This window comes from Paenarthrobacter sp. AR 02, from assembly GCF_021538675.1.
Taxonomy (GTDB): Bacteria; Actinomycetota; Actinomycetes; order Actinomycetales; family Micrococcaceae; genus Arthrobacter.
Map to the genome: position 1 here is coordinate 457675 of NZ_JAJUKH010000002.1, position 24782 is coordinate 482456.

A 24782-nucleotide genomic window follows, 5' to 3' on the forward strand; every position below is an offset into this window, starting at 1 on the left:
TGCCTTCCTAGCGGATGCTCCGTGCGGAAGCGTTGGCAGGCGAGAAAACCTCTTCCACTTTGTGGCGCAGGTTTTCGCCCTTCTTGGTGGCAACGTCGTTCAGCTCCTGGGCGAAGGCCAGCAGGTCCGCGCGGAGCTTCGAGGCGAGCTCGTCCGTGCCCGATGCCAGCATGCGCACCGCAAGGAGTCCGGCGTTGCGGGCTCCAGCGATCGATACCGTGGCTACGGGAACGCCCGCAGGCATCTGCACGATGGACAGCAGGGAGTCCATGCCGTCGAGGGTTTTCAGGGGGACGGGCACGCCGATCACAGGCAGCGGCGTCACCGATGCCAGCATGCCGGGCAGGTGTGCAGCGCCACCAGCGCCGGCAATGATGACCCGGAGGCCGCGTTCGTGGGCCGTCTGCCCGTACCGGATCATTTCGGTCGGCATGCGGTGCGCCGAGACGACGTCTGCCTCGAAGGGAATGCCGAATTCGGCAAGGGCGTCCGCAGCGGCCTCCATGACGGGCCAGTCCGAGTCGGAGCCCATGACGAGCCCTACCAGCGGGGCAGTTGTACCGGAGGTCATACGGTCTCCTCAAGAGTGGTCTGTTCAGGCTTGCGGCCGTCACGGATGATGTTTGCCACGGCTGTGGCACGCTCACGGACGGAGTCGACGTCGGAGGTCGATGTGCCGACCAGGTTCACATGCCCGATCTTCCGGCCGGGCCGGACGGACTTGCCATACGAGTGGACCTTGGCGGCAGGCTCGTAGGCGAGGGCCATGGGGAAGGCGTTGAAGAGATCCTGGTTGTCGCCGCCCAGGAAGTTCTTCATGACCGTGACGGGGGCCAAGGCATCCGTGGCGCCGAGGGGAAGATCCAGGACAGCCCGGAGGTGCTGTTCGAACTGGCTGGTGATGGATCCATCCTGCGTCCAGTGCCCGGTGTTGTGGGGGCGCATGGCCAGTTCGTTGATCAGGAAGCCTGCCCCGACGCCGGGCGTTTCAAACAATTCGGCTGCCATGACGCCGGTGACGCCGAGCTCGTTGGCTATGCGGAGGGCAGCTTCCTCTGCGGCGGCAGCCACCTCAAGGGAAATGTTCTGGGCCGGTGCGATCACTTCATCGCAGACGCCATCCACCTGGATGGTGTGCACCACGGGCCACGCCCGGGACTCGCCGCTGGGGGTGCGGGCCACCAGGGCTGAGAGTTCGCGGCTGAACTCCACCTTGGCTTCGGCCAGCAGCGGGCTCATGGCCTGGAACCAGTCGCCGGTCTCCTGCGCTTCGTCCGCGGAGTCGATGATCCTGACGCCCTTGCCGTCGTATCCGCCCCTCGGCGTTTTCAGCACCACGGGCCAACCGATGCGGTCGCCGAAGGCTACCAATTCGTCAACCGTGTGCACGGCGGACCACTCGGGGTTGGGCAGTCCAAGCCGATCGATGGCGGCCCGCATGACCAGCTTGTCCTGGGCGTTCACCAGGGCATCCGGCCCGGGCTGGACATTCACGCCGGCATCCAGCAGCGCCTGGAGGTGCCCGGTAGGAACGTGTTCGTGGTCAAAGGTCAGCACGTCCACACCACGGGAGAACTCCAGGAGAGTGTCCAGGTCCTTGTGGTCGCCGACCGGGGCCGAGGCCACCGCGGCAACGGCGGAAACGTCCTCGGCTTCAGCCAAAACGCGGAGTTCGAAGCCCAGTGCGGTAGCGGGCGGAGCCATCATTCGTGCGAGTTGGCCGCCGCCAACAACGCCAATTACTGGAAAAGTCACAATGTTCAGCCTACCGAACAGGCAGCGCGATCACTGATTCTGGCGCTCTATTGCCTGCCTATTGGTGGCGCGCACGGTCTTCTATGGGTGTTCTCACAGGCTGTTCCCGGGCACCGCCGCCAAATCGGCGCTAAAATAAATTTGGCCCATCGGCCCATCTTCAACGGCCATGGAGGGTCATGATCACCACACTTGCAGATCGCATCCGCGGACTTGCCTCGCTTTTCTGGCGCGAGGTAGCCAAGTTCGGCGCCGTCGGAGGTGTTGCCTTCGTCATTGACTCGGCCGTCTTCATCTGGCTCTTTTCGGGCCCTATGCACGGCAGTGAGGTGTGGGCCAAGGCTCTCGCGACCATTGTTGCAAGTGTGTTCTCCTGGGTAGCCAACCGCTTCTGGACTTTCCGCCACCGCAAGCAGGCCAATGTTGTCCGCGAAGCCGTGTTGTTCGCCGTCATGAACATCGTTGGGCTCTTGATCGCTTCAGGATGCGTGTGGTTCGCCAAGTACATCCTGGACCTGAACGACAAGCCGTCGTTGTTCATCGCCGGCAGCGTCGTGGGCCTCATCCTTGGCACCATCTTCCGCTTCTTCGCCTACCGTTTCTGGGTCTTCAACGAAGAACTGGATGCCGAGCCGGAGTTCTCGCACGACCACGAGATCATCGAAGGACACCCCAAGCCGAGGAACGCCGAGACCGCAAGCCCTGCGACCGGCGAACTTCCCATCAAAAAAGCCTGACCGCTACCCCGCGCGTTTCAGCGTTGTGTGACGCGTTCGTTTTTCAGCAGGTGTTCGGTGACGTCCACTGCCGGGTGAACCAGAACCACTGACCCGTCCTGCTTCCATGCACCCAACGACGCGGACAAGCCTTCTTCCAAACCCTCGGCGGCGCGTACCAGCAGGCGGACCCCCGGCTCCTGGGTGGCAGCAAATCCGTCGATCAGTTCGGCGTGCGCGTGTGCCGTTGTGCTGCGGATCGCAGGCAAATCACCGTCGGGTTCGTTATGTGCCATGAAGACGTCACCGTGGGAGCGGACTTCCGCGGCGTAGTCCACGACGCCGGCGGGCAACTCGCCGGGCCACCGCATGGCGAGTGCCGCAAGCGGCACGGCCACGACCGCGTCAAAGCCGGCCCCGGCGCCGTCGTCGGGCTTGTCCGTAACAAGAAGGTCAGCTGAAGAATCGTCAAACACGACTTCCAGCCCGAGCTGCCAAGCAGCCAAGGCCCACACGAACGACTTCCAGTGGGCTGGGAGGTCCAGCCGGACGGCCATGCCCGGTTCGGCGTCCAGCTCGTCCTGCAGGAGGTTGCTGGTCTTGGCCACCCAGTTATCCAAAACGCGGCCCGAAAGTTCCACGCGCTCGGAGTCCGGTCCGTACCAAGTCAGTCGGGGTGAGGTTGCGTGGCCGGACCTCAGGTCGGTCATCAGGTTCGCTGCCGGGATAGTCATAGGCCCATCTTGCCACGCTGCAATTATGTGGTCGCCGGGCGTTGTGAATTGAAGCACACCACCCGCGGCCGAGCTGAAGGACAGCCCTCCTTCGGTGGTCAAATTTCCGCAGGAATTCAATGAACGTTCACGTAAATCGATCCGACACTCCCGTTTTTCGCCGCGAAACGCCTCGCCGCGAAGAAAATCTTGGGCGTGGCGCATCCCACGTTTCTACAGATTCTTGATTATTATCCCGGCGCGGCTTGACTGTGGGTAGTTACACGCGTGTAATTAGTAATCAACGCCGCTGCACAGAGGACCGGGACGCCACCGGGAATCGGAAATACATCCAAGCAGCAGCTGCAAACTCAGGAGGGACGCCATGGGGCAAGCGTTGCGTATCCAGGAAGATGCAGTCGTCGCAGAACATGCGTCGGTGAAATACCGTTCACGGGAGGTACCGGGAGACTGGTACGTCGATCCCGCGGATCCGGAAGCGGCAGACCGCTACAACCAGAATGTGCAGCAATCCCTGGAGGACCAGGCAACTGCCCTCCTGGCCGCACATGAAGCACTGATCGGGGACCTGCCTGCTGGGCCGGACGATGACGTTGACGACCCTCCCATGGAGTTGCGTCGTCCGCTGGAGACCCCGGGGCAACCCGTGTGGATCGGCCTCCCCAGCCAGGGTGACTTCGATGACGAAGGTGAGCTCGGCTGGCAGACAGATGCGCTCTGTGCGCAAACCGACCCTGAAGCGTTCTTCCCCGAGAAGGGCGGATCGACGAGGGATGCCAAGAAGGTCTGCGGGGCGTGCAATGTCCGCTCGCAGTGCCTTGAGTACGCCCTGGCAAATGACGAACGGTTCGGTATTTGGGGCGGCCTCTCTGAGCGGGAACGTCGTCGGCTAAGGAAGCGAGCGGTCTAATTCTCAAGGAAGTGCATGTTACCGCCGTCGTGGTTGCCCACGACGGTGGAAACTATCTCCCCAGGACCTTGGCGGCATTGTCGAACCAGACGCGTTCGGCAGATGCCGCCATTGGCATTGATACAGGTTCCACGGATAATTCGCAGGCGTTGCTTCGCGAAGCGTTCGGAACCGGCAACGTCACCACCTTCACGCAACCGAAGTCCGGCTTCGGCGCGGCCGTCCAGGCGGGCTTGAACGAACTTCCCCCCGCCCGGGACGCAGCCGAAGGCGGCAGGCAGGGATCCGTCCAATGGATCTGGCTCCTTCACGACGACGCTGCGCCTGCGCCCGACGCGCTGGCGGAACTGCTCCACGCCGTCGAACGTGCCCCGTCCGTCACGGTAGCCGGCTGCAAGCAGCTCGGGTGGGATAACGAACGGCACCTTGTTGATGTGGGTCTATCGACCAGCCGATGGGCCGAACGCCTGACGTTGATCGACGCCGATGAAGTGGACCAAGGACAATACGACGCGCGGACTGACACGTTCGCCGTGAACTCTGCGGGCATGCTGATCCGCCGTGACATCTGGGAGCAGCTGCAGGGCTTCGACCCCGCCCTTCCAGGCAGCGGCGACGACGTCGACTTCTGCTGGCGCAACTGGCTCGCGGGAAACCGTGTGGTGGTGGTCCCCAGCGCCCGCATGTTCCATGTGGAGCACAGGCCGCACGGTTTGGGTACCTCCTCCGCGGCCAGGAAAGCGCAGATTCACTTACGGCTCAAGCACACCCCGTGGTGGAACGTGCCCTTTCAGGCAATCGGTGCCTTGTTCGGTGCGGTGGTCCGGTTGCTGCTCAGCATCCTGGTCAAGGAGCCGGGTTACGGGTTCTCCCAATTCACCTCCACGGTGGCTGCCCTGTTCCGTCCCGGCGCAATCGCCAGGGGCCGCCGGGTAGCGGCCAGGACACGGCGTGTACACCGCTCCGTGATCCGTGGCCTGCAAACCTCCACGCGCGAAGTGAGGGCCAACCGGCGCTCCCTGCTGGAGGCCATACGTCCCGGCGATGAGTCCTCCGCCGTCTCCGACCTCCTGGCTCCGGAGCCGAGTGGCGATGCCGCCGATGACTTCGCGGCACTGGCAACCAATGAACGCGGCTGGGTGGGCACGGGTGCCGTCGCTGCTGCGGTCCTGGCCCTTGCCGCGGCCCTGGTAGGCCTTCTGGGATTGCTGCGCTCCGGCGCGGTGGCCGGTGGGGGACTCCTGCCCCTTTCCGCGCTCCCCGGAGACATCTGGGCCAACGCGTCCACGTGGTGGATCTCCTTGGGGGCAGGGCTGCCCGGCCATGGTGATCCGTTTGGATACGTGCTGTGGCTGTTGTCGCTGTTCGGCGGTGGGGATGGAAATTCCGCCATGGTTTGGCTGCTCATCCTGGCCATGCCGCTCTCAGGGCTGGGGGCTTGGTTCGCTGCAGGCGCACTGACCACGAAACGGCGTTTCCGCACCGTTGCCGCTCTTGCCTGGTCCGCCGCGCCTGCGCTCCAGATCGCCATCAACCAGGGACGACTTGGTGCCTTGGTGGCGCACGTGATGATGCCCCTGCTGCTCCTGGCGCTCCTACGGGCCTCCGGATCCGCTATCGGTCAAGGACCGGCCTCTGGTAACTCCGCACTCACTCGGAAGCCTGCTCGGATCCTGGGTAAGCCCGGTATCAACGGAACGCCGTCCTGGACGGCTGGCGCTGCGGCTGGCCTTGCGATGGCAGTGGTCACCTCGGCTGCGCCGTCGCTGCTTGGCCCGATCGCCGTCGCAGTGATCCTCTCCGCCGTGGTTCTTGGACAGCGGGGCAAAACGCTGTGGTGGTCGCTCCTGCCCACTATTGCCTTGTTCCTGCCCTACGGAATTTCCGTACTGGACAGGCCACGTTCGTTGCTCGCTGACCCGGGCCTGCCCCTCACTTTTGAAGCGGCACCGCTGTGGCAGCAGTTCCTGGGGCAACCGCTGGCGTTCAGTATCGACGGCGGCCTGAACGGTTTGGCCTTCTTCGGTCCGGGTTCTGTGCCATGGGCGCTGATCCTGGCTTTGCTCATCAGCGCGCCCATCCTGGTCCTGGCAGTGACCGCCCTGTTCCTTCCCGGTAAACGCAGCGCAATGGCCAGGGTCTTCTGGCTGGCGGCCTTGGCTACCTTGGCGGCCAGCTGGCTGGTCGGTCACGTCGCCACTGGCGTCAACGGCAACGTGATGGTGGGCCCTTTCACCGGCCCGGCTGTCTCCGCTGCTGGGATGTTGCTGCTCGGTGCCGGGATCATCGGTGCCGACAAACTCTTTACAGTGCGCCGCCGGACTCCTGATTCACAGCGGGCGAAGCTTCCGCTGCGCCGGATTTCCTCAGCCGTGGTCATGACGCTCCTCGTCGCCGGCCCGTTGGCGGGCCTGGGTGCCTGGGTTTCCCAGAACGTCCTGCAGCCTGCACCCATAGCAGGCGGGGCGGTCTCAACCACGGCTACACATCCGACGTCGGCCCTTGGCTCCGCTCGCCTGGTCCGGCCAGTGGACACCGGCACGCTGCCGGCCACCGCCGTCGACCGCGGGATTGGTCCGGAACGGACGCGGACGCTGGTTATCACCAGTGGTGAGGAGGGTGCCTTCACGTCATCCCTGATGCGTGGATCGGGAACCACCATGGACAGCCTGTCCACCATTGCTTCCGCACGGACAATCATCGGTGCTCCGGGACGTGAGGAGATCGCGGCTGACGACGCCGCAACCACGTCCCTTCGCAGGGCAGTTGCCACGATTGTGGCGAGCACCGGTGTGGATCCGCGGCCGGACCTGGAACAGCTTGGCGCGGGTTTCGTTGTCCTCAAGGCGGCCGACAATGCCGCCCAGCTGACTGCCAGCAGGATCGACGCCGTTCCCGGCCTTGTTGCTGTGGGGCAGACCGACGCCGGATGGTTGTGGCGCGTAACGCCGCGGAACCAACCGGCGGCTACTGCTGCGGAGACGACACACCGCGTAAGAATTATCGACGCCAAAGGGGCAGTAGTCAGTTCCTTGCCCTCCGAAGAAGTCTCCGTTGACGCCGACGTGGCGCCAGGGGACGAGGGCCGCAAAGTGGTGCTCGCTGAACGTGCCGATCCCGGCTGGTCCGCATCGCTGGATGGCCGCCAGTTGACCTCCACGACGTCCGGCTGGGCGCAGGCTTTTGAACTTCCTGCCACGGGCGGAAACCTCGAAGTGCGTTATACGAATCCGTGGGCTGTATGGTTCGGCATACTGCAGGCAGTGGTGATCGGTTTGACGCTCCTGCTGGCCGTTCCAATGCCTGCGCGCCGCACCCGAACCGGCATGTCGAGGGACGAAGTTTCCCTCCGTAAGGAGTACAGCAGTGTCTGACGACCGGAAGAAAGTGCCTGACGAAGCCACTGATGTCCCGGTGCCCAGGAAGTCCCGCGCCGATAAGGACGGCGACGCCGGCAGTTCCCGAAGCACCGGCAAGGGCGCCCGAAGCTCCAGGAAGGGCGTCGTCACGGGTGCGCTCTCCGCCGTGGTCATCCTGGCCGCTGGCGGCGGCGCGGTTGCTGCCGCATCGATGATGCCCGAACCATCCGGTGGCACCACCATGGCTTTCCGCCAGGCAGATGTCCCGGCGGGACGTGCCCTGGGTGTCTGTCCTGAACCGGCCCGGTTGGTCAACGGTACGGTAGTCGGCACGGATGCCGACTTCAGCCCGGTATCCACCACAGCCACCAGCGCGCTCAATGCCGTGGTGCTGAGCAACCCGGCAGGTACCGTTCCCGGAAGCAAGATAACCTCGCTGGGCGGCGGCACAGTGGCGGAGATCGCCAAGGCGCCCACCAGCAGCCCCACGCCCACATCCGGTCCGCCGGTATTGTCCGCGGGCGTGGCGTCCATCAGCCCCGTCACAGGAGAATCATTGGTGGGCGCAGATGCGCTGGGGAACGAACAAGCATCCTTGGCTGCGAACCTCAGCTATTCGGCCACGGACGGTGACCTGCGTGGCCTGGCGTCTGCCCAATGCCAGCAGCCAGGAAATGATGCCTGGCTGCTGGGTGCGAACACCGCTGTCGGCCGCACCGCCGTCCTGAACCTGAGCAATGCCTCTGAAACTCCCGCCACCGTGAACCTGGAGCTCTATGGCCACCAGGAACAAATTCAGGCGCCCGGAGCGCGGGGGCTCCTGGTAGCCCCCGGAACGACCCGCTCGGTCAACCTCGCCGGCCTTGCCCCGAATGAAGCGCAGCTGGCCGTCCATGTACGCAGCACCGGAGGTCCTGTGGCTGGGACCATCCAGCAGAGCGTGCTGCGCGGGCTCGCCCCGGGCGGAGTTGAGTACCTCTCGCCAGGAGCTGGACCGTCCAACCTGCAGGTCATGTCCGGCGTCGACATCCAGGATCCTGCCGCTACCAAAGCGCTGGCCGGGAAGTCGGGGTTTGCCGATGCCGTGCCTGCACTCCAGATAGCTGTTCCGGGATCCACGGACGCCGTGGTGCAGGTCAGCCTTTACGGAGCGAATGGTGAACGCAAGGTACCCAACGGGGGAGTAGTGACGGTGAAGGGTGGTTCCGTGGCCACGCTGAACCTTGACGGCGTTCCTGCCGGAAGTTACACCGTCAAGGCCACCTCCGACGTCTCGTTCGTGGCGTCGACCAGGATCACGCGGGGTGCCAAGCCGGAGGACGCGACTGACTTCGCATGGTCGCCGGCGTCAGCCCGACTGGGCAGCCAGCACTTGGTTGCTGTTCCTCGCGATGGCCAACGGTTCCTCAGCTTTGGCGTGCCCGACGGCCGTGCCACAGTGAGCTACGCTCCCGTGACGGCCGACGGAAAAATCGGCAAGGCTGTGGACGTGGATATGAGCGGCGGAACCACGTCCATGATCGAGCTCCCGGCGAAATCCGGCGACGCCATAGTGGCCGGATACGTTGTCTCGGCTTCCGGTGATCCCGTCTACGGCGCCCTTGTCCTGGGAAAGCAGGGACGTTCGGACGTGTCTGTGGTGGCGATCCAGGACGCAGCGGCGGGACTTGAAAAGGTTCCCGTTTCGGTGGGTTACTAAGCAGCGCTCCCGAGCCTGCAGTCGTCGTTATTGATAGCGGCGACGGTAGACCGGGTCCAGCGTTTCCGGTGGCACACCGAGCATTTCGGCTGTGTACTCCACCACGACGTCGTGGACCAGATCCTGAAGCTCTTCACGCGTGCTGGCGCCTTGAACCACCACCCTGCGGTAAATGGTGATCATGGGCGCTTCGCCGCGGCCCCCGGGAGTGTAGGAGCCCATGGGAGCGGTGCCACCCGTAGCGACCAATTGCTCCAGGTCCGGTGGAATTTCATCGACTGCGAAGAGCACTCCGTCCAACTGCTTGCCCCACATGTCCTGCAGGCGCTCCGCGGAGTCCAGCACCATGTCGTCAAAGCGCTCTGAGCGGGTACGGAAACCGGGCAGATTGGCCAGCATCAGTTCGCCGCGCAGCCCCCGTCCGTGGCGGTTGCGCCTGCGGCGCCGAAAGCTCCGCCCGCCCGTGCCTGCGTGTTCCCCGGCCTGGTCGCCATCCGCGTCAGTCCACCGGATGGTGAAACCGGGGATATGTGGCTGTGACTGCATATATCGACTTTAGTACCGGGGGACCGGCAGCGCGACCTCAGCGCGCCGCAGTTGTTGCCGGTCGACGGAGTTGGCAGGCCACGGGCAGCCAATGCGCACTTTGGGTGGCACCTGGCGCTAATCTGGGATGTTGTGGGTGCTATTCGTCAATGTTCAAGGTCGGCCTGCCGCCAGTCCGCGGTGGCTACTTTGACGTACGTCTACGCGGATTCGACCGCGGTCCTGGGTCCCCTGGCCACTTATGCCGAACCCCATGCCTATGACCTGTGCTCGCAGCACGCCGAAAGCCTGACCGTGCCGCGGGGATGGGAAGTGCTTCGGCTGGCCATGCCCACCACGCCGCCCCAGCCCGGGCCCGATGATTTGCTCGCACTCGCCAACGCCGTCCGCGAGGCGGCCTCCGCAGCTCCGGAAGCTCCGGTACGCCACAACCACGCGCACATGGAACCGCCGGCCGGTACCGAAGGCACACGGCGGGCCCACCTGCGGATCCTCCGCGAACCGTCCTGATCGGCCGCCGCAAGGCAGGGGTCGCAAATCGTCGCGGTGCTCCAAACGGCACGAACGTGCGCGGTAGTCTGGAAGCTGCAGATTAACCAGCCAGCGGCGCCGGGCGGCGCCACCCAGGGAGCATCATTCATGCCAAAGGTCAGTCCTGAACTGTTGTCCATCCTGCGCTGTCCCGTGACGGGTTCACCGCTGGTCCAGGAGGGCGACGAGTTGGTTGCCTCCGTCGCCGCGGCGGACGGCGAAAAGCTCCGCTACTCGATCGAGGACGGCATTCCGCTTCTCCTGCCGCCGGAAATGTTGGCCGCTGCCCACGCAGCGACGTCGGGCCAGCACGACTCCAAGGCGTAACACCCGCTTGTCACCAAACCCGCACGGTACCCAAAGGATTTCCATGACTTTCGATTTCAAAGTGGCCGACATCACGCTCGCGGAGGCAGGTCGCCACCAGATCCGCCTTGCCGAGCACGAAATGCCCGGGCTTATGTCTCTTCGGGAGGAATTCGGGGCTTCCCAGCCTCTGAAGGGCGCCCGTATCGCGGGGTCGTTGCACATGACCGTGCAGACGGCGGTGCTCATTGAGACCCTCACTGCCTTGGGCGCCGAGGTTCGCTGGGCTTCCTGCAACATCTTCTCTACCCAGGACGAAGCAGCTGCCGCCGTCGTCGTCGGCCAGGGCACGCCGGAAGACCCGCAGGGTGTCTCGGTTTTCGCCTGGAAGGGCGAAACGCTCGAGGAGTACTGGTGGACCGCGGAGCAGATCCTTACCTGGCCCGGCGCGGACACCAACCCGGAGTTGGGTCCCAACATGATTCTGGACGACGGCGGCGACGCAACGCTGCTGCTGCACAAGGGCGTCGAATTCGAAGCGGCGGGCGCAGTCCCGACCGCTGCGGAGAATGACCCCGAGGAGTACGTCCTGATCCTTGACCTCCTCCGCAGGACCCTCGAAACCGACCCGCAGAAGTGGACCCGCCTGGCCGCCAGGATCGAGGGTGTCACCGAGGAAACAACCACCGGCGTGCACCGCCTCTACCAGTTGGCCGAGCAGGGCAAACTCCTGTTCCCGGCCATCAACGTCAACGACTCCGTCACCAAGAGCAAGTTCGACAACAAGTACGGCATCCGCCACTCCCTCCCGGACGGAATCAACCGTGCCACCGACGTGCTCATGGGCGGTAAGGTCGCCGTCGTCTGTGGATATGGCGACGTCGGCAAGGGTGCCGCCGAGGCGCTGCGCGGACAGGGTTCGCGGGTCATCGTCACGGAGATCGACCCCATCTGTGCCCTGCAGGCAGCCATGGACGGCTACCAGGTGGCCAAGCTGGAATCGGTACTCGCGCAGGGTGACATCTTCATCACCACCACGGGCAACAAGGACGTGATCCTGGCCGAGCACATGCTGGGCATGAAGAACAAGGCCATTGTGGGCAACATCGGCCACTTCGACAACGAGATCGACATTGCGGGCCTTGCGAAGATTCCAGGTGTGAAGAAGGTCGAGATCAAGCCGCAGGTCCACGAGTGGGTCTTCGACGCCGGGACCGACACTGAGCGCTCCATCATCGTCCTGTCGGAGGGCCGCCTGCTGAACCTGGGCAACGCCACCGGCCACCCGTCGTTCGTGATGAGCAACTCCTTCGCCAACCAGACGATTGCCCAGATTGAATTGTGGACCAAGAGGGACCAGCCGGCAGGGGAGCGCGAATACCAGAAGCAGGTCTACGTCCTCCCCAAGATCCTGGACGAGAAAGTCGCACGGCTCCACCTGGACGCCCTGGGCGTTGAACTGACCGAGCTGAGCAAGGAACAGGCCGACTACCTCGACCTGGACGTCGCCGGTCCTTACAAGCCGGAGCACTACCGCTACTAAGCGGTGGTGGATCGCAGATTCGCTGTTGAAAGGCCGGCACGCGTCCAGCGTGGCCGGCCTTTCGGCTAGAATTGGGTGTTCAGTATTGCTTGCCGGGGGACAGGAAGACAGGAACCATGACGGAAGTCGCCAAACGCAAAACGGGCAAGATCCTTGCCATTGTGGGGATCTGCGCGGCTATCGCCGTGGGCGGGATTGGCGTGGCTACCGTACCAGGCCTGCTGGCTGGATCCAGCCAGAATGCCGGCTCCGCGGCGTCACCCACTCCCACGGTTGAAGCCAAGCCGGTTGAGCTGGGTATCACGCCCCTTGACGGTGCGGTGGAATGGAACCCCGTGGTTGGGCCGCAGATCAAGGCGGTCAACGGCAAGGTCAAGGACGTGGTGCTGACACCGGTTGGCGGCGGTGCGCCTGTGCAGGGGAAGACCAGCCCGGACGGCAGTACCTGGACCACGCTTGAGGTGCTGAAGTTCAAGACCCAGTACTCCTATTCCTTCACCGTGGTGGATACTGCGGGCAAGGAAACCAAGAAGAACCAAACCTTCACCACAGTTTCCGCGGCATACGAGGCCGACGCCTCCATTTACCCGCGCAACGGTTCAACGGCCGGCTCCGGCCAGCCGATCGAAATCAACTTCAGCGAGCCCGTCCTCGATAAGGCAGCCATGGAGAAGCGGGTTGCCATCACAGTCTCCTCCGGCCAGCCTGTCGCGTGGCACTGGTACTCGGACAAGAAAGTGCGGATCCGTCCTGAGGCTTTCTGGGCCTCGGGCAGCACCGTCACCGTCGACATGAAGCTCTTGGGCGTGGATTTCGGCAACAAGATGATCGGCAACGGGAACGTGGTGTCCACGTTCACCACGGGGCCCCAGCGCGTCGCCGTGGTAGACGACACCACCAAGACCATGAATGTCTATTCGGATGGCCAGTTGGTGCACACAGCGCCGGTCTCCCTGGGAGGCGAAGATTGGTTGTCTCCCACCGGCTACGCCGTCATTTTGGAACAGGAACGCAAATCCAACTTCAACGCCGGCAGCATTGGCCTGAAGCCTGGCGACAAGGGCTACTACCCTCCCATGGTGGTGGACTACGCCAACCGCCTCACCTGGTCCGGAGTGTACGTTCACCAAGCACTTGAAGCCGCTTGGGGTGCCATCGGCCGCGTGAACGTCTCCCACGGCTGCGTCGGCCTGTTGCCGGATGACGCCGCATGGTTCTTCAACAACATGAAGACCGGAGATGTTGTCCAAATCCTGAACACCGGTGCGCCTGCCGTGGAGCCGCTGGAAGGCTTCGGGGACTGGAACATCCCTTGGGCCAGCTACGCCCAGCGCTAGTTGCCGTTGTAGGATCAGGGCAGTGATTATTTCCTGCATGCTTTGACCCATTCCTCAGGCGCCCACCCAGTGTCGGCCCTCCATTTTGTGCTGCCCTTTGTGGTGATTCCGGGAGTCCCTGAAGGGAACCCGTAGACGGGTTCCCCGGCCTTTCCCACCGGATCCCTTTTCCCTTTGGAGCACATGTGACTATTTCACCAACCCTTCGCCCTGATTGCGGCAGCTGTTTCGCGCTTTGCTGTACCGCCCTTGGCTTTGCCCGCTCGGCGGACTTCGCCATCGACAAGCCTGCGGCTGCGCCCTGCCCCAACCTTGCCGGCGACTTCTCCTGCACCATCCATCAACGCCTGCGTCCCCGCGGCTTCCGCGGATGCACCGTGTTTGATTGTTTCGGCGCGGGCCAGGCCGTCTCCCAGCAAACCTTCGGAGGTGTCAGCTGGGCCGAAGATCCGTCGTCCAGGCACTCGATGTTCGCCGTATTCAAAACAGTCAAGCAACTCCACGAGATGCTCTGGTACCTGGAGGAAGCCGGGTTGCGCACTTTCGACCCTGAACTTGCCGACGAAGCGGGGCTCCTGTCCAGCCGCATAGCAACGATCGCCGGAGGCGACGCGACGACGGTACTGGGTGCCGACGTCGGACTCCTCCACGGCGAGGTGCGGAACCTCCTGATGGAGGTAAGCGAGGAAGTCCGCGGTGCTTATTGTGCCGAAGGAACTGAAACGCTCGACGGCGGCCTGCGCCCGGGTGCCGACCTCATGGGTGCGGTACTGGCCAACCGGCGTCTTTGTGGGGCGGGCCTCCGTGGCTCCTATTTGATTGGGGCCGACCTGAGGGGGAGTGACTTGGCCGCGGTGGACTTGTTGGGCGCCGACCTCCGCGGAGCTCAACTTCAGGCTGCGGACCTTTCGCGTGCTCTTTACGTGACCCAGCCGCAAGTGAATGCCGCTGAGGGCAGTTCTGACACACGCTTACCAATACGGCTTTCAAGACCCGAACACTGGGTCTAAGCAGGATGCGGCTAAGCGGCCCGGGCACCGTCCGGGCCGGTTAGCTGCTGGTAAAAGGCAGCTTGCGGAGCCTTTCGCCGGTGGCGCGGTTCCGTATTTCGGCCTGCCGGAGGCGTGCCAGTTCCCGGTTGCGCCGCTCGCCAAGGACCGCGCCGATGTAATCCTCGGGGATGGTCCCGGCGGGCGGTGGCGGGGCCACGTACCGGGCGAGTTCGGATGCCAGGGACGCGGCCATGTTGATGCGTGATGCAGGCGCCATGAGGTATGCCTGCTGTACGAAGGTTTCGGCACGGCGTGCCGTGGCGTCGGGCACCCTGCCGATGTCTGCCATGGCGATCCATGCCTGCAGGTAGGACGGGGCGACGGGCATGATGCGCGGCTTCGAGCTGACACGTTGCCGGAGTGAGTAGGTGCCGGCGACGATGTCCCCGAGGCGCTTGGATTTCTCGTTGAACAGGGCCACGAAGATGGCGAGGCCCCCGAAGGTCAGGTAGATCTCCAGGAAGCCGAGGACCCCACGGATGAGGGCGTGCCGGAACCGGATGGCGCCGCCGTCGTCGCGCACTATGCGTAGTCCCGCTGAGAGCTTTCCCAAGGACCGCCCACGGGTGAGCGTTTCGACGGTGACGGGTACAACGATGACGGAGAAGATCACGCTGCTGAGGATCAGGGCCCGGACGGCAGCTTCGTCGAGGTCCCTGGCGGCGGCGGAGACCAGGATGATGAGGAGGATAGCGAGGACCACCTGTGAGATGACGTCCAGGATGAGCCCCAGCGCTCGGGAGGCGAAGGACGCCGGGCGCAACTCAAGGACAACTGCCTCACCAGTAATGATGGAACTCAAGATCGCCCCCCCATGCTGCGGGCGGCGTGCCCGCACCAATGAGTCTAGCGGCGGTTCTGGCCCGGTGGGCGGATAAGGGCGTTAGGGTGGTGGCGTGGACATAGATGCCTTCTCGGCCGTGCATGGGGACAAATGGTCGCGGCTTCTCTTCCTGGCGCATAAACGCCGGATTACGGGGGCTGAGGCGGACGAATTGCTTCGCCTGTACCAAACCGTGTCTGCGCACCTGTCACTGATCCGGTCCGTGGCGCCCGAGTCCGGGTTGTCAGCGTCCCTTTCTGCCGCCTTGGCGCAGGCCCGCACCAGGTTTACCGGTGCCCGCTCGAATTTCATGGAAGACCTGGCGCGCTTTTTCGTCATTTCCCTGCCGGCCGCCTTCTACCGGATCCGTTGGTTGACAGTGTGGTGCGGGGTGGCCTTCGTGCTGGTGGCAGGGGCGTATGCGCTCTGGATCGGCACCTCCCCGGAAGCGCTGAGGGCTGTGGCAAGCGACGCGAAAGTGAAGCAGTACGTCGAGGAAGACTTCATTGACTACTACTCGGAGAATCCCGCGGCGTCGTTCGCCGGCGCGGTGTGGACCAACAATGCCTGGATTTCCGCCCAGGCAGTGGCATTCGGAGTAACGGGTTTTTGGGTTCCGTTCATCCTTTTCATGAATGCGCAGGGCGTGGGCATCGCGGCTGGGCTTTTCCTGGCGACGGGGAAGTTGGACATTTTTTTCAGTTACATCCTCCCGCATGGGCTCATGGAACTCACGGCCGTTTTCATTGCCTGCGCGGCGGGGCTGAAGATCTTTTGGGCCATGGTGAGGCCCGGTCCGCGGACACGGCTGCAGGCGGTCGCCGATGAGGGCCGCTCCCTGATCACTGTTGCCCTGGGCCTGGTGCTGGTCCTGTTGGTATCCGGCATCGTTGAAGGTTTTGTAACGCCGAGCCAACTGCCGGTGTGGGCCAAAATCGGCATCGGCGCGTTCGTGCTGGCTGCCTACTGGACTTACACCCTGGTTTTGGGCCGGAAGGCGGTCCGGTCCGGTGTGACCGGAGACCTGGACGCCCACGACGCCGGCTACCGGAGTATTGCGGCATAGACCTTACGGTTGCGTTGCGATCTGGTCGCAGGCGGGGTGGCTCCGCGTGTCTGCGTCATGGCGGGCGGTAGGCTCGAATGCAGACAAGAGAGCCGGCAGTCCCCAACCGCCGCCGGTGCATGCCTACGGAAGTGAACCCGCTGTGAGCGACAAGAGCCCAAAACCACAAGAGCCTGACACGGACGTCCCTGAGGACCCCAACGAACCGGCCTTCGACTGGATGAAGCCAAAGACGTCCTCCGGTGCTTCGGCAGCGACCCCCGAACCCGCGGCAGGCCCCACTCCCAAGGCTGCCCAGCCCGCGCCGGCAACTACGACGGGCGCGACTCCCACGGCTTCAGAAAGTACCGGACAGCCGGAAACCCGCGCCGACCGGAAAGCCGCTGAAGCGGCCGACGCCGAGCCTGAACCGCCGCTTTTCGCAGACACACTTGCAAGTACTTCAGCGGATAAGGAACCGTCGCACTATTCGGAGCCTTTGCCGACGTCGGCCCTTCAGGTCCGCCCGCCTGAAGACGAAGTAGCCCGGCGCAATGCCGAACGCGAGCAAGCGGCGAAGGTCAAGCCGGTGGGTCCCCGGATCTTCCAGGTGCTGTTGGCGGTGTTCTACCCCGTGATCCTCCTGGTGCTCGCTGTCAGGGCGGTCACCAGCCCGCTGTTCCTCTGGGTGGAGTACAACCGTCCCGGTTTCCCCGGCGATGGCTACGGTTTCAGCACCGATGACCGCATGACCTTCGGGTCGTACGCGGTGGACTACCTCAGCAACTGGGCCGGTCCGCGGTACCTGGGCGGCTTGATGAACCAGGACGGGACCAAGCTGTTCAAGGACAGCGAAGTGGCACACATGGCCGATGTGAAAGTGGTCATCCTGACTTCTTTCGCGGCTGGTCTGTTGCTGATCATCCTCAGCATCATCGGCATCCTGTACCTGCGTAAGCGAAGCAACGGCGGAATCCGCCGCGGCCTGTTCGCGGGATCCATCGTCACCTTGGTCATCATCATCGGCCTCGCTGTCCTGGCCGCGTTGAGCTGGCAGCAGTTCTTTACCGAGTTCCACAGGATCTTCTTCGCCAACGGGACGTGGACGTTCTCCCTGGATGACACCCTCATCCGACTCTTCCCGGGACAGTTCTGGGTGGATGCCGGGATCGTCATCGGTGCCCTGGTGTTCCTGGTGGCGACGCTGACGTTCATCTTCACGTGGCCGACAAAGCGGCGTCGCGCGGGCATCGCTGGCCGTCAGGGCGTCGAGGCTGACGCATCGATGCCGGAAACCGATGAGGACTCTGGCTCAGCCGGAGTACACGATGCTGAGGCGGAGTCCCGCCGCTAAGGGACCGCTAAGCGGGCACTAGTTCTCTACTTCGGTCAGAATACGAATGAGTTGTTCAGGGCGGTTCGTGCTGGCGATGACGGTCTTGCCGCTTTTCAGCTGGATATTGATCTCCGGACCTCCCACGAGGTAGCCGACCGTGCCAGGTCCCATGTACCGGACCCCGTAGCCGCTTGGACCAGCTGCATTGTCCGTGGTCACCGTTGCGATTTCGTCGCGACGCAGTGTCCGTTTGAAGATGTCGCAGAACGCGATGACCACGCTGTGTTCGTCCACTTTCACGGTCGCCGTCATGAATCCGACGAAAGAGCCCAACGGAAAGGCGATCAACGGCAGAAGTAGAAAATCGAGGCGCCGTTGAGTCAGTGAAAGCGCTATGAAGAGCACCCCGAATGCGATGATCGTGAACCCGATGGATCGGGGCAACAATGTTGCCCGCGCGCGGGAGTAGAGCGCCTGTCTCGGTCCTGTTGATGGAACTGCCATTAATCCCCCCCCCTAAACGTCTGGTTCGTGGGGCCAACGTTATGAGGGGAGGAGGAGCCCTTAGATTGTCAATGGCTCAATTAGGTGGCAAATACGGCCGAATTAGGTGGTAGAACGGTGCAACTAGGTGGTGGTTTGAGCCTGCCTAGGTGCCGGAGCTACTTTCCGTAGAGCTTCTCCACGATGGGCGCGAAGTCGCTGACGACGGCGGCCCGCTTGAGCTTCAGCGACGGCGTCAGGTGCCCGGACTCGACGCTGAGGTCAGCAGTGATGAAGGCAAACTTCCGGATGGATTCGGCTTCGGAGACGAGCTTGTTAGCCTCGTCCACTGCGGACTGAACCGCGGCCTGCACCCGGCTGTCCACGGCCGCTTCCTCAGCGGAAAGGGAGACCTTGTTCACTGCGCACCAGTCTGCAAGCCCTTCCGGGTCCAGGCTCACCAGCGCTGCGACGAACGGCCTGCCGTCGCCAACCACCACTGCCTGGCCCACCAACGGATGCTCCCGGAGCTTCTCCTCCAAGGGAGCCGGAGCCACGTTCTTCCCGCCGGCCGTGACCAGGAGGTCCTTTTTCCGTCCCGTGATGGTCAGGAAGCCGTCCTCGTCCAATTCGCCAAGATCGCCCGTCCGGAAGAATCCATCGACGAAGGCTTCGGCGGTGGCGGTTGGATTGCCGTGATAACCCTTGAACACGCCGATTCCCTTGACCAGGATTTCGCCGTCCGGGGCCACCCTCACGGTGGTCCCGGGCAAGGGGATCCCCACTGTGCCGATTCTTGTCATGCTGGGCGTATTGACCGTGCAAGGTGCCGTGGTCTCGGTCAGGCCGTAGCCTTCCAGCACCGGAACGCCCGCGCCATGGAAGAAGTGGTTCTCACGCAGGCTCAGGGGACTGGCGCCAGATACGGTGTAACCCACCTGGCCACCGAAGACCTCACGGACCTTCGGGTACAGGAGCTTGTCGAAGGTACTGTGCTTGAGGTTCAGGAGCCAACCGGGGCCTGGCCCCTTGCCGCGCGCGGCGAGGTCGACCGCCGTCGAATATTCAACAGCGGTTGCCGAGGCTGCGGCGAAAAGCGCGGATTTACCGCTCATGGCAGCTTTGTGTCCGGCGCCGGCGTAGACCTTCTCGAAGATGCGGGGGACTGCCAGCAGGAACGTGGGCTTGAACGTTCCGAGGTCGGCCATGAGCCCGCTGGCGCCGGCGCTGTGCCCCAGGGTGATGCCCGCCGTGAGGCACACCACCTGGACAGCACGTGCGAGGACATGCGCCAGTGGCAGGAACATCAACGTCCGGGCGTCCTGCTGCATCAGCAATTCGGGCAGGAAAGGAATGACGTTGCGCGCCACCAGGACAAAGTTGCCGTGCGTGATTTCGCAGCCTTTGGGCTTGCCCGTGGTGCCGGAGGTGTAAACGATGGAGGCGACGTCGGCGAGCGTCGCGGCGCTGCGCTGCCGCTCCAGCTCGGAGTCCATGATTCCGACGCCGACGGCGGACACGCTGGTCAGGTTGGGGGCGTCGCCGTCGTGCTCCATCCGCACAATGGTGACGGGGTCGTCTCCCAGCGACGGAGATTTGTCCACCACATCGTGGACGAGGCTGGCTTTCCCTGCGTCCTCCACGAAGATCCGGCGTGCCCCGGAATCGGCCAGTATCCACTCAATCTGGCTGGCGGAGGACGTCTCGTAGATGGGCACGGTCACACCACCGGCCATCCAAATGGCAAAGTCCACCAGGGTCCACTCGAAGCTTGACCTCGACAGTACCGCCACAGGGTCGCCAGGGTTCAGGCCGCCGGCAATCAGCCCCTTGGCCAAGGCCGTGACGTCGGCGAGGAACCTGGCTGCCGACACGTTCAACCAGCCGTTGGGGGTGTTATGGGCGTAGAGGATGCCGAAGGGATCCTTGGCACAGCGTTCCAGGAGGAGGTCCGTCACGTTGGTGTCGGGATCGACCTCCACCAGAAGATCCGTGCTTGCTTCCCTCACTTCTTGCCTCCTAAATCCACGACGGCATCCACATTCTCATCCGCCACTCCTGGTAGCTGATCACCTCGGCAGTCAGCACCGGGTAGAAGAACGCGGTTGCAAGAACTGCCAACACCAACACCAAACCCACAATGTAGAGCCCCGAGCGCCTCCGCCATGGAGGGTCGCTGCTGCGCCCCAGGACCAAACCAAGCACGTAGGCCAGGGCCAGGACCAGGAACGGCTCGAAGGAGACCGCATAGAAGATGAACATGGTGCGCTCGGGGTACATGAACCACGGCAGATAGCCAGCTGCCACACCGGCAAGGATTGCTCCCGCACGCCAGTCCCGGCGCCCGGCCCACCAGAACAACAGGATGACCAACGCGATGGTTCCACCCCACCAGACCACCGGGTTCCCCACCGGGAGGATAGCCGAGGAACAGGTTTCCACGACGCAGCCCGCCGTGCCCTGCTTGGGGGACTGGTAGTAGAACGACGTAGGCCGCCCCATGACCAGCCACGTCCAGGGGCTCGACTCATACGGGTGGTCGGCACTGAGGCCTTGGTGGAATTTGAACGCTTCCAGGTGGTAGTGCGCCAGGGACCGCACAGAGTTCGGCAACCAATCCCAGCCGGGAGCCGGATTGGTGGCTGCCCACTGGCGGTAGTAGGCGTCCTTGGAGAGGAACCAACCTGTCCATGTGGCCACGTAGGTGAGGGCAGCGACGGGGATGATGGTGGCGAACGCAGGCAGTCCGTCCCTGATGATGCCGGCGCTGAACCAACTGCGGATGCCGGCGACGCGGCGCGCGCTCATGTCCCAAAGGACTGTCATCAGGCCGAACGCGGCAACGAAGAAGAGCGCTGACCATTTGGTGCCCACCGCCAGGCCAAGGCACAGGCCAGCGACGAGCCGCCACCAGCGCATTCCCAACCATGGGCCAGCGACGAGTTGGCTGGGGGTGGGCATACGCCCGGGCGAAGCAGCCGCCTGCGCGGCGAGCCGGGCAGCCAGCCGGCGTCGGCCGTCGTCGCGGTCCAGCAACAGGGCGCCGAAAGCGGCCAGAATCCAGAACGCCAGGAAGATGTCAAGGAGTGAGGTCCGGGAGAGAACCAGGTGGTGGCCGTCGATCGCAAGCAGGAGCCCGGCAACAACGCCCAGGGTGTGGGAGCGGAAGAGCTTCAACGCTATGAGCGAGACAAGGAACACCGTCAGCGTGCCCGTCAGCGCTGCGCTGAAACGCCAGCCGAAAGGATTGTCGCCGCCGAAGAGCCACATCCCGAACGCGATCATCCATTTACCCACCGGTGGGTGGACAACATATTCGGGCGTGTTGAGCAGGACGTTTGGGTTGCCGGCGTTGAATGAGTCGTTGGCCTGGGCCGGCCAGCTCCGCTCGTAGCCGCTCATCAAGTAGGAGTAAGCGTCTTTGACGTAATACGTTTCGTCGAAAACCAGGCTATGTGGCTCGCCGAGGCGGAAGAAGCGCAGGATTCCGCCCAGTACCGCGGTGATGGTGGGGATCAGCCAGAACCACAAACGCAACGGTGCCGGGTAGTCGCGCCAGCTCTGCACCTCGCCGATGAGACGGGCGCGCAGCGCGGTGGCGGTGAACGCCTCCGCGGGCCGGGCTATCCACCGGTGGCGCTCCAAGCCGCGGCCAGGCAGGGGAGCGCTTGGGGTTGGCGAGGCTGGGTTTGTCGAGGCCGACGCCAACCCGTCAGGGCCTGGAGTTCCGGTGTTGCCCGCCGAGCCGGACTGCTGAGGGTCACCGAGGGCCTCGGGGCCGACTGTTTCGGCGGTCGCGGAAGACGCCTCGGGCGTGCCGGAAGCTGTGGCAGGAACGGGCGACTGGTTCACCCGCCCATGCTACCTTTCGATCCTTATGCCAGCGTTGAGGTGCGGCGCGGAGGGCAGTGCGGCATTAGGCTTGGCAGGTGGACGAAGAACGCAACACCCCGGACCTGGCTCCTTTCGGCGAAGAAGATATGGACGGGGCACCCCTTTTGGAGAGTCCACCATCCAGCGGAACCCCGGGTGTTGGCAGGATCGTACTGGCGGCGACCCCGATCGGGAATGTTGGCGACGCATCGACCCGCCTCATTGAGCTCCTTGGGACTTCGGACATCGTGGCAGCGGAGGACACCCGGCGCCTGCACCGGCTGGTTACCGCACTGGGCATAGAGGTTACCGGCCGGGTCATCAGCTACCACGAACACAACGAGGTGGCCAAGACCGGCGAACTCCTGGACCACGTGCGTGCAGGCAAGACCATCCTCATGGTCAGCGACGCCGGCATGCCTGCGGTTTCGGATCCTGGCTTCCGCCTGGTTGAAGGAGCGGTCGCGGCCGGACTGACTGTCACCGCGGTTCCCGGCCCCTCCGCCGTGCTCACGGCACTGGCCCTCTCCGGCCTGCCCACAGACCGTTTCTGCTTCGAAGGGTTCCTGCCGCGCAAGTCCGGTGAGCGGAACTCCCGCCTGGTCGACCTCGCCGACGAACGCCGCACCATGGTCTTCTTCGAGGCGCCGCACCGGCTCGAAGTGATGCTCCGGGCGTTGCATGAGCGCTTCGGTGCCGACCGTCGCGCCGCTGTCTGCCGTGAACTGACCAAGACGTACGAGGAAGTCATCCGCGGTAGCCTCCGTGAACTCCTCGAATGGGCTGAAAACAACGAGGTCCGCGGTGAAATTGCCGTGGTTGTCGGTGGTGCGCCTGAACAGGAACCCGGCAAGCCCGAGGACCACGTTGCAGCTGTCAACGAGCTGATTTCCCAGGGTATCCGCCTGAAGGAAGCCGTGGCAGCGGTGGCAGAGGACGCCCGCGTCAGCAAACGGGAACTGTACTCGGCGGTCCTGGCAGCCCGCTGATCGACGCTGTGCAGCTGCACAAATAGGCGCCCGCTTGGCAGTGCGCGAAGGCGTAGACACTCCTTCCGGATGGGCAGTACCGTGGCAGTAATTCAAGCCACTTCTGGCAAGGAAACCTAGTGGTGCAACACTCCAAAGCACCCAAGACGAAGGAGTCGCCATGACTGTCACGGTTGAACGCGAAAGCGAACTGCTGGCTTCCGTTCCCACCGGCCTGCTGATCAACGGTCAGTGGCGCCCGGCAGGATCCGGTAAGACCTTTGATGTTGAGGACCCCGCCACGGGCAAGGTCCTGCTCAGCATCTCCGACGCCGGTGCTGAAGACGGCGCCGCCGCCCTCGACGCCGCAGCTGCCGCCCAGGCTGATTGGGCCCGCACCGCCCCACGCGAACGCGGCGAGATCCTGCGCCGTGCCTTCGAGCTCGTCACCGAGCGTGCAGAAGACTTCGCACTCCTGATGACCCTGGAAATGGGTAAGCCCCTGGCCGAAGCCCGCGGCGAAGTCACCTACGGCGCCGAGTTCCTGCGCTGGTTCTCCGAGGAAGCGGTCCGCGTCTCCGGCCGCTACTCCGCAGCACCGGATGGCAAGAACCGCCTGCTCGTGCAGAAGAAGCCGGTTGGTCCCTGCCTGCTGATCACCCCCTGGAACTTCCCGCTGGCCATGGCCACCCGCAAGGTAGCCCCCGCCGTTGCCGCTGGCTGCACCATGGTCCTCAAGCCGGCCAACCTCACCCCGTTGACCAGCCTGTTGTTCGCGCAGGTCATGCAGGAAGCAGGCCTTCCGGCCGGCGTCCTGAACGTTATCCAGACCTCCACGGCAGGCGCTGTTACCGGCCCGCTGATCAAGGACGACCGTCTCCGTAAGATCTCCTTCACCGGTTCCACGCCGGTCGGCCAGGCACTGATCCGCGAAGCCGCGGACAAGGTCCTGCGCACGTCCATGGAACTTGGCGGCAACGCCCCGTTCGTCGTCTTCGAGGACGCTGACCTGGACAAGGCTGTTGAAGGTGCCATCGCTGCGAAGATGCGCAACATGGGCGAGGCCTGCACCGCTGCCAACCGCTTCATTGTGCACGAGTCCATCGCCGACTCCTTCGCGGAGAAGTTCGCGGCCAGGATCGGTGCACTGACCACGGCCCGCGGCACCGAAGCAGAGTCCAAGGTTGGTCCGTTGATCGACGGCAAGGCCCGCGACGGCGTGCACGCCCTGGTCACGGAGGCTGTGGAAGGCGGCGCAGAAGCAGTCACCGGTGGTGCCGCAGTTGACGGTCCCGGCTACTTCTACCAGCCCACCGTGCTGAAGAACGTGGCCGAAGACGCCCGCATCCTGCGTGAAGAAATCTTTGGCCCGGTTGCCCCGATCATCACGTTCTCCACTGAGGATGACGCGGTTCGCCTGGCCAACAACACCGAATACGGGCTGGTTGCCTACGTCTTCACCAAGGACCTCAACCGTGGCCTGCGGATCAGCGAACGCCTTGAAACCGGCATGCTGGGCCTGAACGCCGGTGTCATCTCCAACGCCGCTGCTCCGTTCGGTGGTGTCAAGCAGTCCGGCCTGGGCCGCGAAGGCGGCTCCGAGGGCATCGAAGAGTACCTCTACACCCAGTACGTAGGTATCGCGGACCCTTACGCCGACTAGGCTGCACAGGATCCGGTCTGCCGCTCTCGCAACAAGAACGGCTGACACATGCAGGGGCCCGGCCCTGGAACCACAAGTTCCGGCGTCGGGCCCTTTGCTGTCG

At 64.0% G+C, this 24782-nt stretch carries 21 protein-coding genes; 13 read left to right on the forward strand and 8 right to left on the reverse strand.

Annotated features, from left to right (window positions below; genetic code table 11):
* Positions 1 to 7: 7 nt before the first annotated feature.
* On the reverse strand, positions 8 to 571 hold the full coding sequence (gene purE, locus LRQ04_RS08295) for a 5-(carboxyamino)imidazole ribonucleotide mutase (RefSeq protein ID WP_235519347.1): 564 nt from the start codon (positions 569 to 571) through the stop codon (positions 8 to 10).
* Entirely contained in the window at positions 568 to 1755 is a 1188-nt protein-coding gene (locus tag LRQ04_RS08300) for a 5-(carboxyamino)imidazole ribonucleotide synthase (protein ID WP_308194896.1), read from the reverse strand. The genes purE and LRQ04_RS08300 overlap by 4 nt, the downstream gene beginning before the upstream one ends.
* Positions 1756 to 1934: 179 nt before the next feature.
* On the opposite strand from LRQ04_RS08300, the gene LRQ04_RS08305 reads away from it, so the two are divergent.
* Positions 1935 to 2492 (forward strand): GtrA family protein, encoded by a 558-nt coding sequence (locus LRQ04_RS08305; RefSeq protein WP_235519349.1) that lies wholly within the window; start codon positions 1935 to 1937, stop codon positions 2490 to 2492.
* 17 nt (positions 2493 to 2509) lie between these two features.
* Here the strand turns inward: LRQ04_RS08305 and LRQ04_RS08310 are convergent, their stop codons facing one another.
* Positions 2510 to 3205, reverse strand: a complete 696-nt coding sequence (locus LRQ04_RS08310) for a TIGR03089 family protein (RefSeq protein ID WP_235519350.1) — start codon at positions 3203 to 3205, stop codon at positions 2510 to 2512.
* A 364-nt stretch (positions 3206 to 3569) separates the two neighbouring features.
* Here LRQ04_RS08310 and LRQ04_RS08315 point away from each other — a divergent pair, with 364 nt between their 5' ends.
* The 3 genes from LRQ04_RS08315 to LRQ04_RS08325 are packed head-to-tail and all read left to right on the forward strand — an operon-like array spanning position 3570 to position 9173.
* A complete protein-coding gene (locus LRQ04_RS08315; protein WP_211713163.1) occupies positions 3570 to 4115 on the forward strand; it encodes a WhiB family transcriptional regulator in 546 nt (181 codons plus the stop codon).
* Between the two features lie 11 nt (positions 4116 to 4126).
* Positions 4127 to 7489, forward strand: coding sequence for a glycosyltransferase family 2 protein (locus LRQ04_RS08320; RefSeq protein ID WP_235519352.1), 3363 nt, complete (start codon positions 4127 to 4129; stop codon positions 7487 to 7489).
* Positions 7482 to 9173 carry a DUF5719 family protein gene (locus LRQ04_RS08325; protein ID WP_235519353.1) on the forward strand — a complete coding sequence of 564 codons (1692 nt, stop codon included), beginning with the start codon at positions 7482 to 7484 and terminating at the stop codon, positions 9171 to 9173. Before LRQ04_RS08320 ends, LRQ04_RS08325 begins: the two co-directional genes overlap by 8 nt.
* Before the next feature lie 27 nt (positions 9174 to 9200).
* On the opposite strand, the gene LRQ04_RS08330 is transcribed toward LRQ04_RS08325, so the two are convergent.
* Entirely contained in the window at positions 9201 to 9719 is a 519-nt protein-coding gene (locus LRQ04_RS08330) for a metallopeptidase family protein (RefSeq protein WP_235519355.1), read from the reverse strand.
* A gap of 132 nt (positions 9720 to 9851) precedes the next feature.
* Here LRQ04_RS08330 and LRQ04_RS08335 point away from each other — a divergent pair, with 132 nt between their 5' ends.
* The 5 genes from LRQ04_RS08335 to LRQ04_RS08355 all read left to right on the forward strand — a co-directional run bounded on the left by LRQ04_RS08335 (position 9852) and on the right by LRQ04_RS08355 (position 14446).
* Positions 9852 to 10229 carry a DUF3499 domain-containing protein gene (locus LRQ04_RS08335; protein ID WP_235519357.1) on the forward strand — a complete coding sequence of 126 codons (378 nt, stop codon included), beginning with the start codon at positions 9852 to 9854 and terminating at the stop codon, positions 10227 to 10229.
* 129 nt (positions 10230 to 10358) lie between these two features.
* Positions 10359 to 10577: a Trm112 family protein gene (locus LRQ04_RS08340; RefSeq protein ID WP_235519360.1), complete on the forward strand. Its 219-nt coding sequence runs from the start codon at positions 10359 to 10361 to the stop codon at positions 10575 to 10577.
* A gap of 43 nt (positions 10578 to 10620) precedes the next feature.
* Positions 10621 to 12099, forward strand: a complete 1479-nt coding sequence (ahcY, locus tag LRQ04_RS08345) for an adenosylhomocysteinase (protein ID WP_235519361.1) — start codon at positions 10621 to 10623, stop codon at positions 12097 to 12099.
* A gap of 116 nt (positions 12100 to 12215) precedes the next feature.
* A complete protein-coding gene (locus tag LRQ04_RS08350; protein WP_235519362.1) occupies positions 12216 to 13436 on the forward strand; it encodes an Ig-like domain-containing protein in 1221 nt (406 codons plus the stop codon).
* Positions 13437 to 13621: 185 nt separating this feature from the next.
* A complete protein-coding gene (locus tag LRQ04_RS08355; RefSeq protein WP_235519364.1) occupies positions 13622 to 14446 on the forward strand; it encodes a pentapeptide repeat-containing protein in 825 nt (274 codons plus the stop codon).
* Between the two features lie 40 nt (positions 14447 to 14486).
* On the opposite strand, the gene LRQ04_RS08360 is transcribed toward LRQ04_RS08355, so the two are convergent.
* A complete protein-coding gene (locus LRQ04_RS08360; RefSeq protein ID WP_235519366.1) occupies positions 14487 to 15290 on the reverse strand; it encodes an RDD family protein in 804 nt (267 codons plus the stop codon).
* Between the two features lie 94 nt (positions 15291 to 15384).
* Here LRQ04_RS08360 and LRQ04_RS08365 point away from each other — a divergent pair, with 94 nt between their 5' ends.
* A complete protein-coding gene (locus tag LRQ04_RS08365) occupies positions 15385 to 16377 on the forward strand; it encodes a stage II sporulation protein M (protein WP_235519367.1) in 993 nt (330 codons plus the stop codon).
* Between the two features lie 142 nt (positions 16378 to 16519).
* A complete protein-coding gene (locus LRQ04_RS08370) occupies positions 16520 to 17710 on the forward strand; it encodes a TIGR01906 family membrane protein (protein WP_235519368.1) in 1191 nt (396 codons plus the stop codon).
* Positions 17711 to 17728: 18 nt separating this feature from the next.
* Here the strand turns inward: LRQ04_RS08370 and LRQ04_RS08375 are convergent, their stop codons facing one another.
* The 3 genes from LRQ04_RS08375 to LRQ04_RS08385 all read right to left on the reverse strand — a co-directional run bounded on the left by LRQ04_RS08375 (position 17729) and on the right by LRQ04_RS08385 (position 21883).
* The gene (locus LRQ04_RS08375) at positions 17729 to 18004 is read right to left on the reverse strand and encodes a hypothetical protein (protein ID WP_235519369.1); all 276 of its coding nucleotides are present in this window, start codon (positions 18002 to 18004) and stop codon (positions 17729 to 17731) included.
* Between the two features lie 350 nt (positions 18005 to 18354).
* Positions 18355 to 20184, reverse strand: coding sequence for a long-chain fatty acid--CoA ligase (locus LRQ04_RS08380; protein WP_235519370.1), 1830 nt, complete (start codon positions 20182 to 20184; stop codon positions 18355 to 18357).
* A gap of 10 nt (positions 20185 to 20194) precedes the next feature.
* Positions 20195 to 21883, reverse strand: coding sequence for a phospholipid carrier-dependent glycosyltransferase (locus LRQ04_RS08385; RefSeq protein ID WP_255774060.1), 1689 nt, complete (start codon positions 21881 to 21883; stop codon positions 20195 to 20197).
* 272 nt (positions 21884 to 22155) lie between these two features.
* On the opposite strand from LRQ04_RS08385, the gene rsmI reads away from it, so the two are divergent.
* Both rsmI and LRQ04_RS08395 read left to right on the forward strand, forming a co-directional pair.
* Entirely contained in the window at positions 22156 to 23037 is an 882-nt protein-coding gene (rsmI, locus tag LRQ04_RS08390; RefSeq protein WP_235519746.1) for a 16S rRNA (cytidine(1402)-2'-O)-methyltransferase, read from the forward strand.
* Positions 23038 to 23197: 160 nt separating this feature from the next.
* Positions 23198 to 24679 carry an NAD-dependent succinate-semialdehyde dehydrogenase gene (locus LRQ04_RS08395; protein WP_211713185.1) on the forward strand — a complete coding sequence of 494 codons (1482 nt, stop codon included), beginning with the start codon at positions 23198 to 23200 and terminating at the stop codon, positions 24677 to 24679.
* The last annotated feature ends 103 nt before the right edge of the window (positions 24680 to 24782 follow it).

Bases quoted from the DNA above. Each gene is read 5' to 3' on its own strand.
- LRQ04_RS08340 (WP_235519360.1), top strand. From the start codon at position 10,359: ATGCCAAAGGTCAGTCCTGAACTGTTGTCCATCCTGCGCTGTCCCGTG.
- LRQ04_RS08395 (WP_211713185.1), top strand. From the start codon at position 23,198: ATGACTGTCACGGTTGAACGCGAAAGCGAACTGCTGGCTTCCGTTCCC.
- rsmI (WP_235519746.1), top strand. From the start codon at position 22,156: ATGGACGGGGCACCCCTTTTGGAGAGTCCACCATCCAGCGGAACCCCG.
- purE (WP_235519347.1), bottom strand. From the start codon at position 571: ATGACCTCCGGTACAACTGCCCCGCTGGTAGGGCTCGTCATGGGCTCC.
- LRQ04_RS08330 (WP_235519355.1), bottom strand. From the start codon at position 9,719: ATGCAGTCACAGCCACATATCCCCGGTTTCACCATCCGGTGGACTGAC.
- LRQ04_RS08310 (WP_235519350.1), bottom strand. From the start codon at position 3,205: ATGACTATCCCGGCAGCGAACCTGATGACCGACCTGAGGTCCGGCCAC.
- LRQ04_RS08315 (WP_211713163.1), top strand. From the start codon at position 3,570: ATGGGGCAAGCGTTGCGTATCCAGGAAGATGCAGTCGTCGCAGAACAT.
- LRQ04_RS08375 (WP_235519369.1), bottom strand. From the start codon at position 18,004: ATGACGGCGACCGTGAAAGTGGACGAACACAGCGTGGTCATCGCGTTC.
- ahcY (WP_235519361.1), top strand. From the start codon at position 10,621: ATGACTTTCGATTTCAAAGTGGCCGACATCACGCTCGCGGAGGCAGGT.
- LRQ04_RS08350 (WP_235519362.1), top strand. From the start codon at position 12,216: ATGACGGAAGTCGCCAAACGCAAAACGGGCAAGATCCTTGCCATTGTG.
- LRQ04_RS08305 (WP_235519349.1), top strand. From the start codon at position 1,935: ATGATCACCACACTTGCAGATCGCATCCGCGGACTTGCCTCGCTTTTC.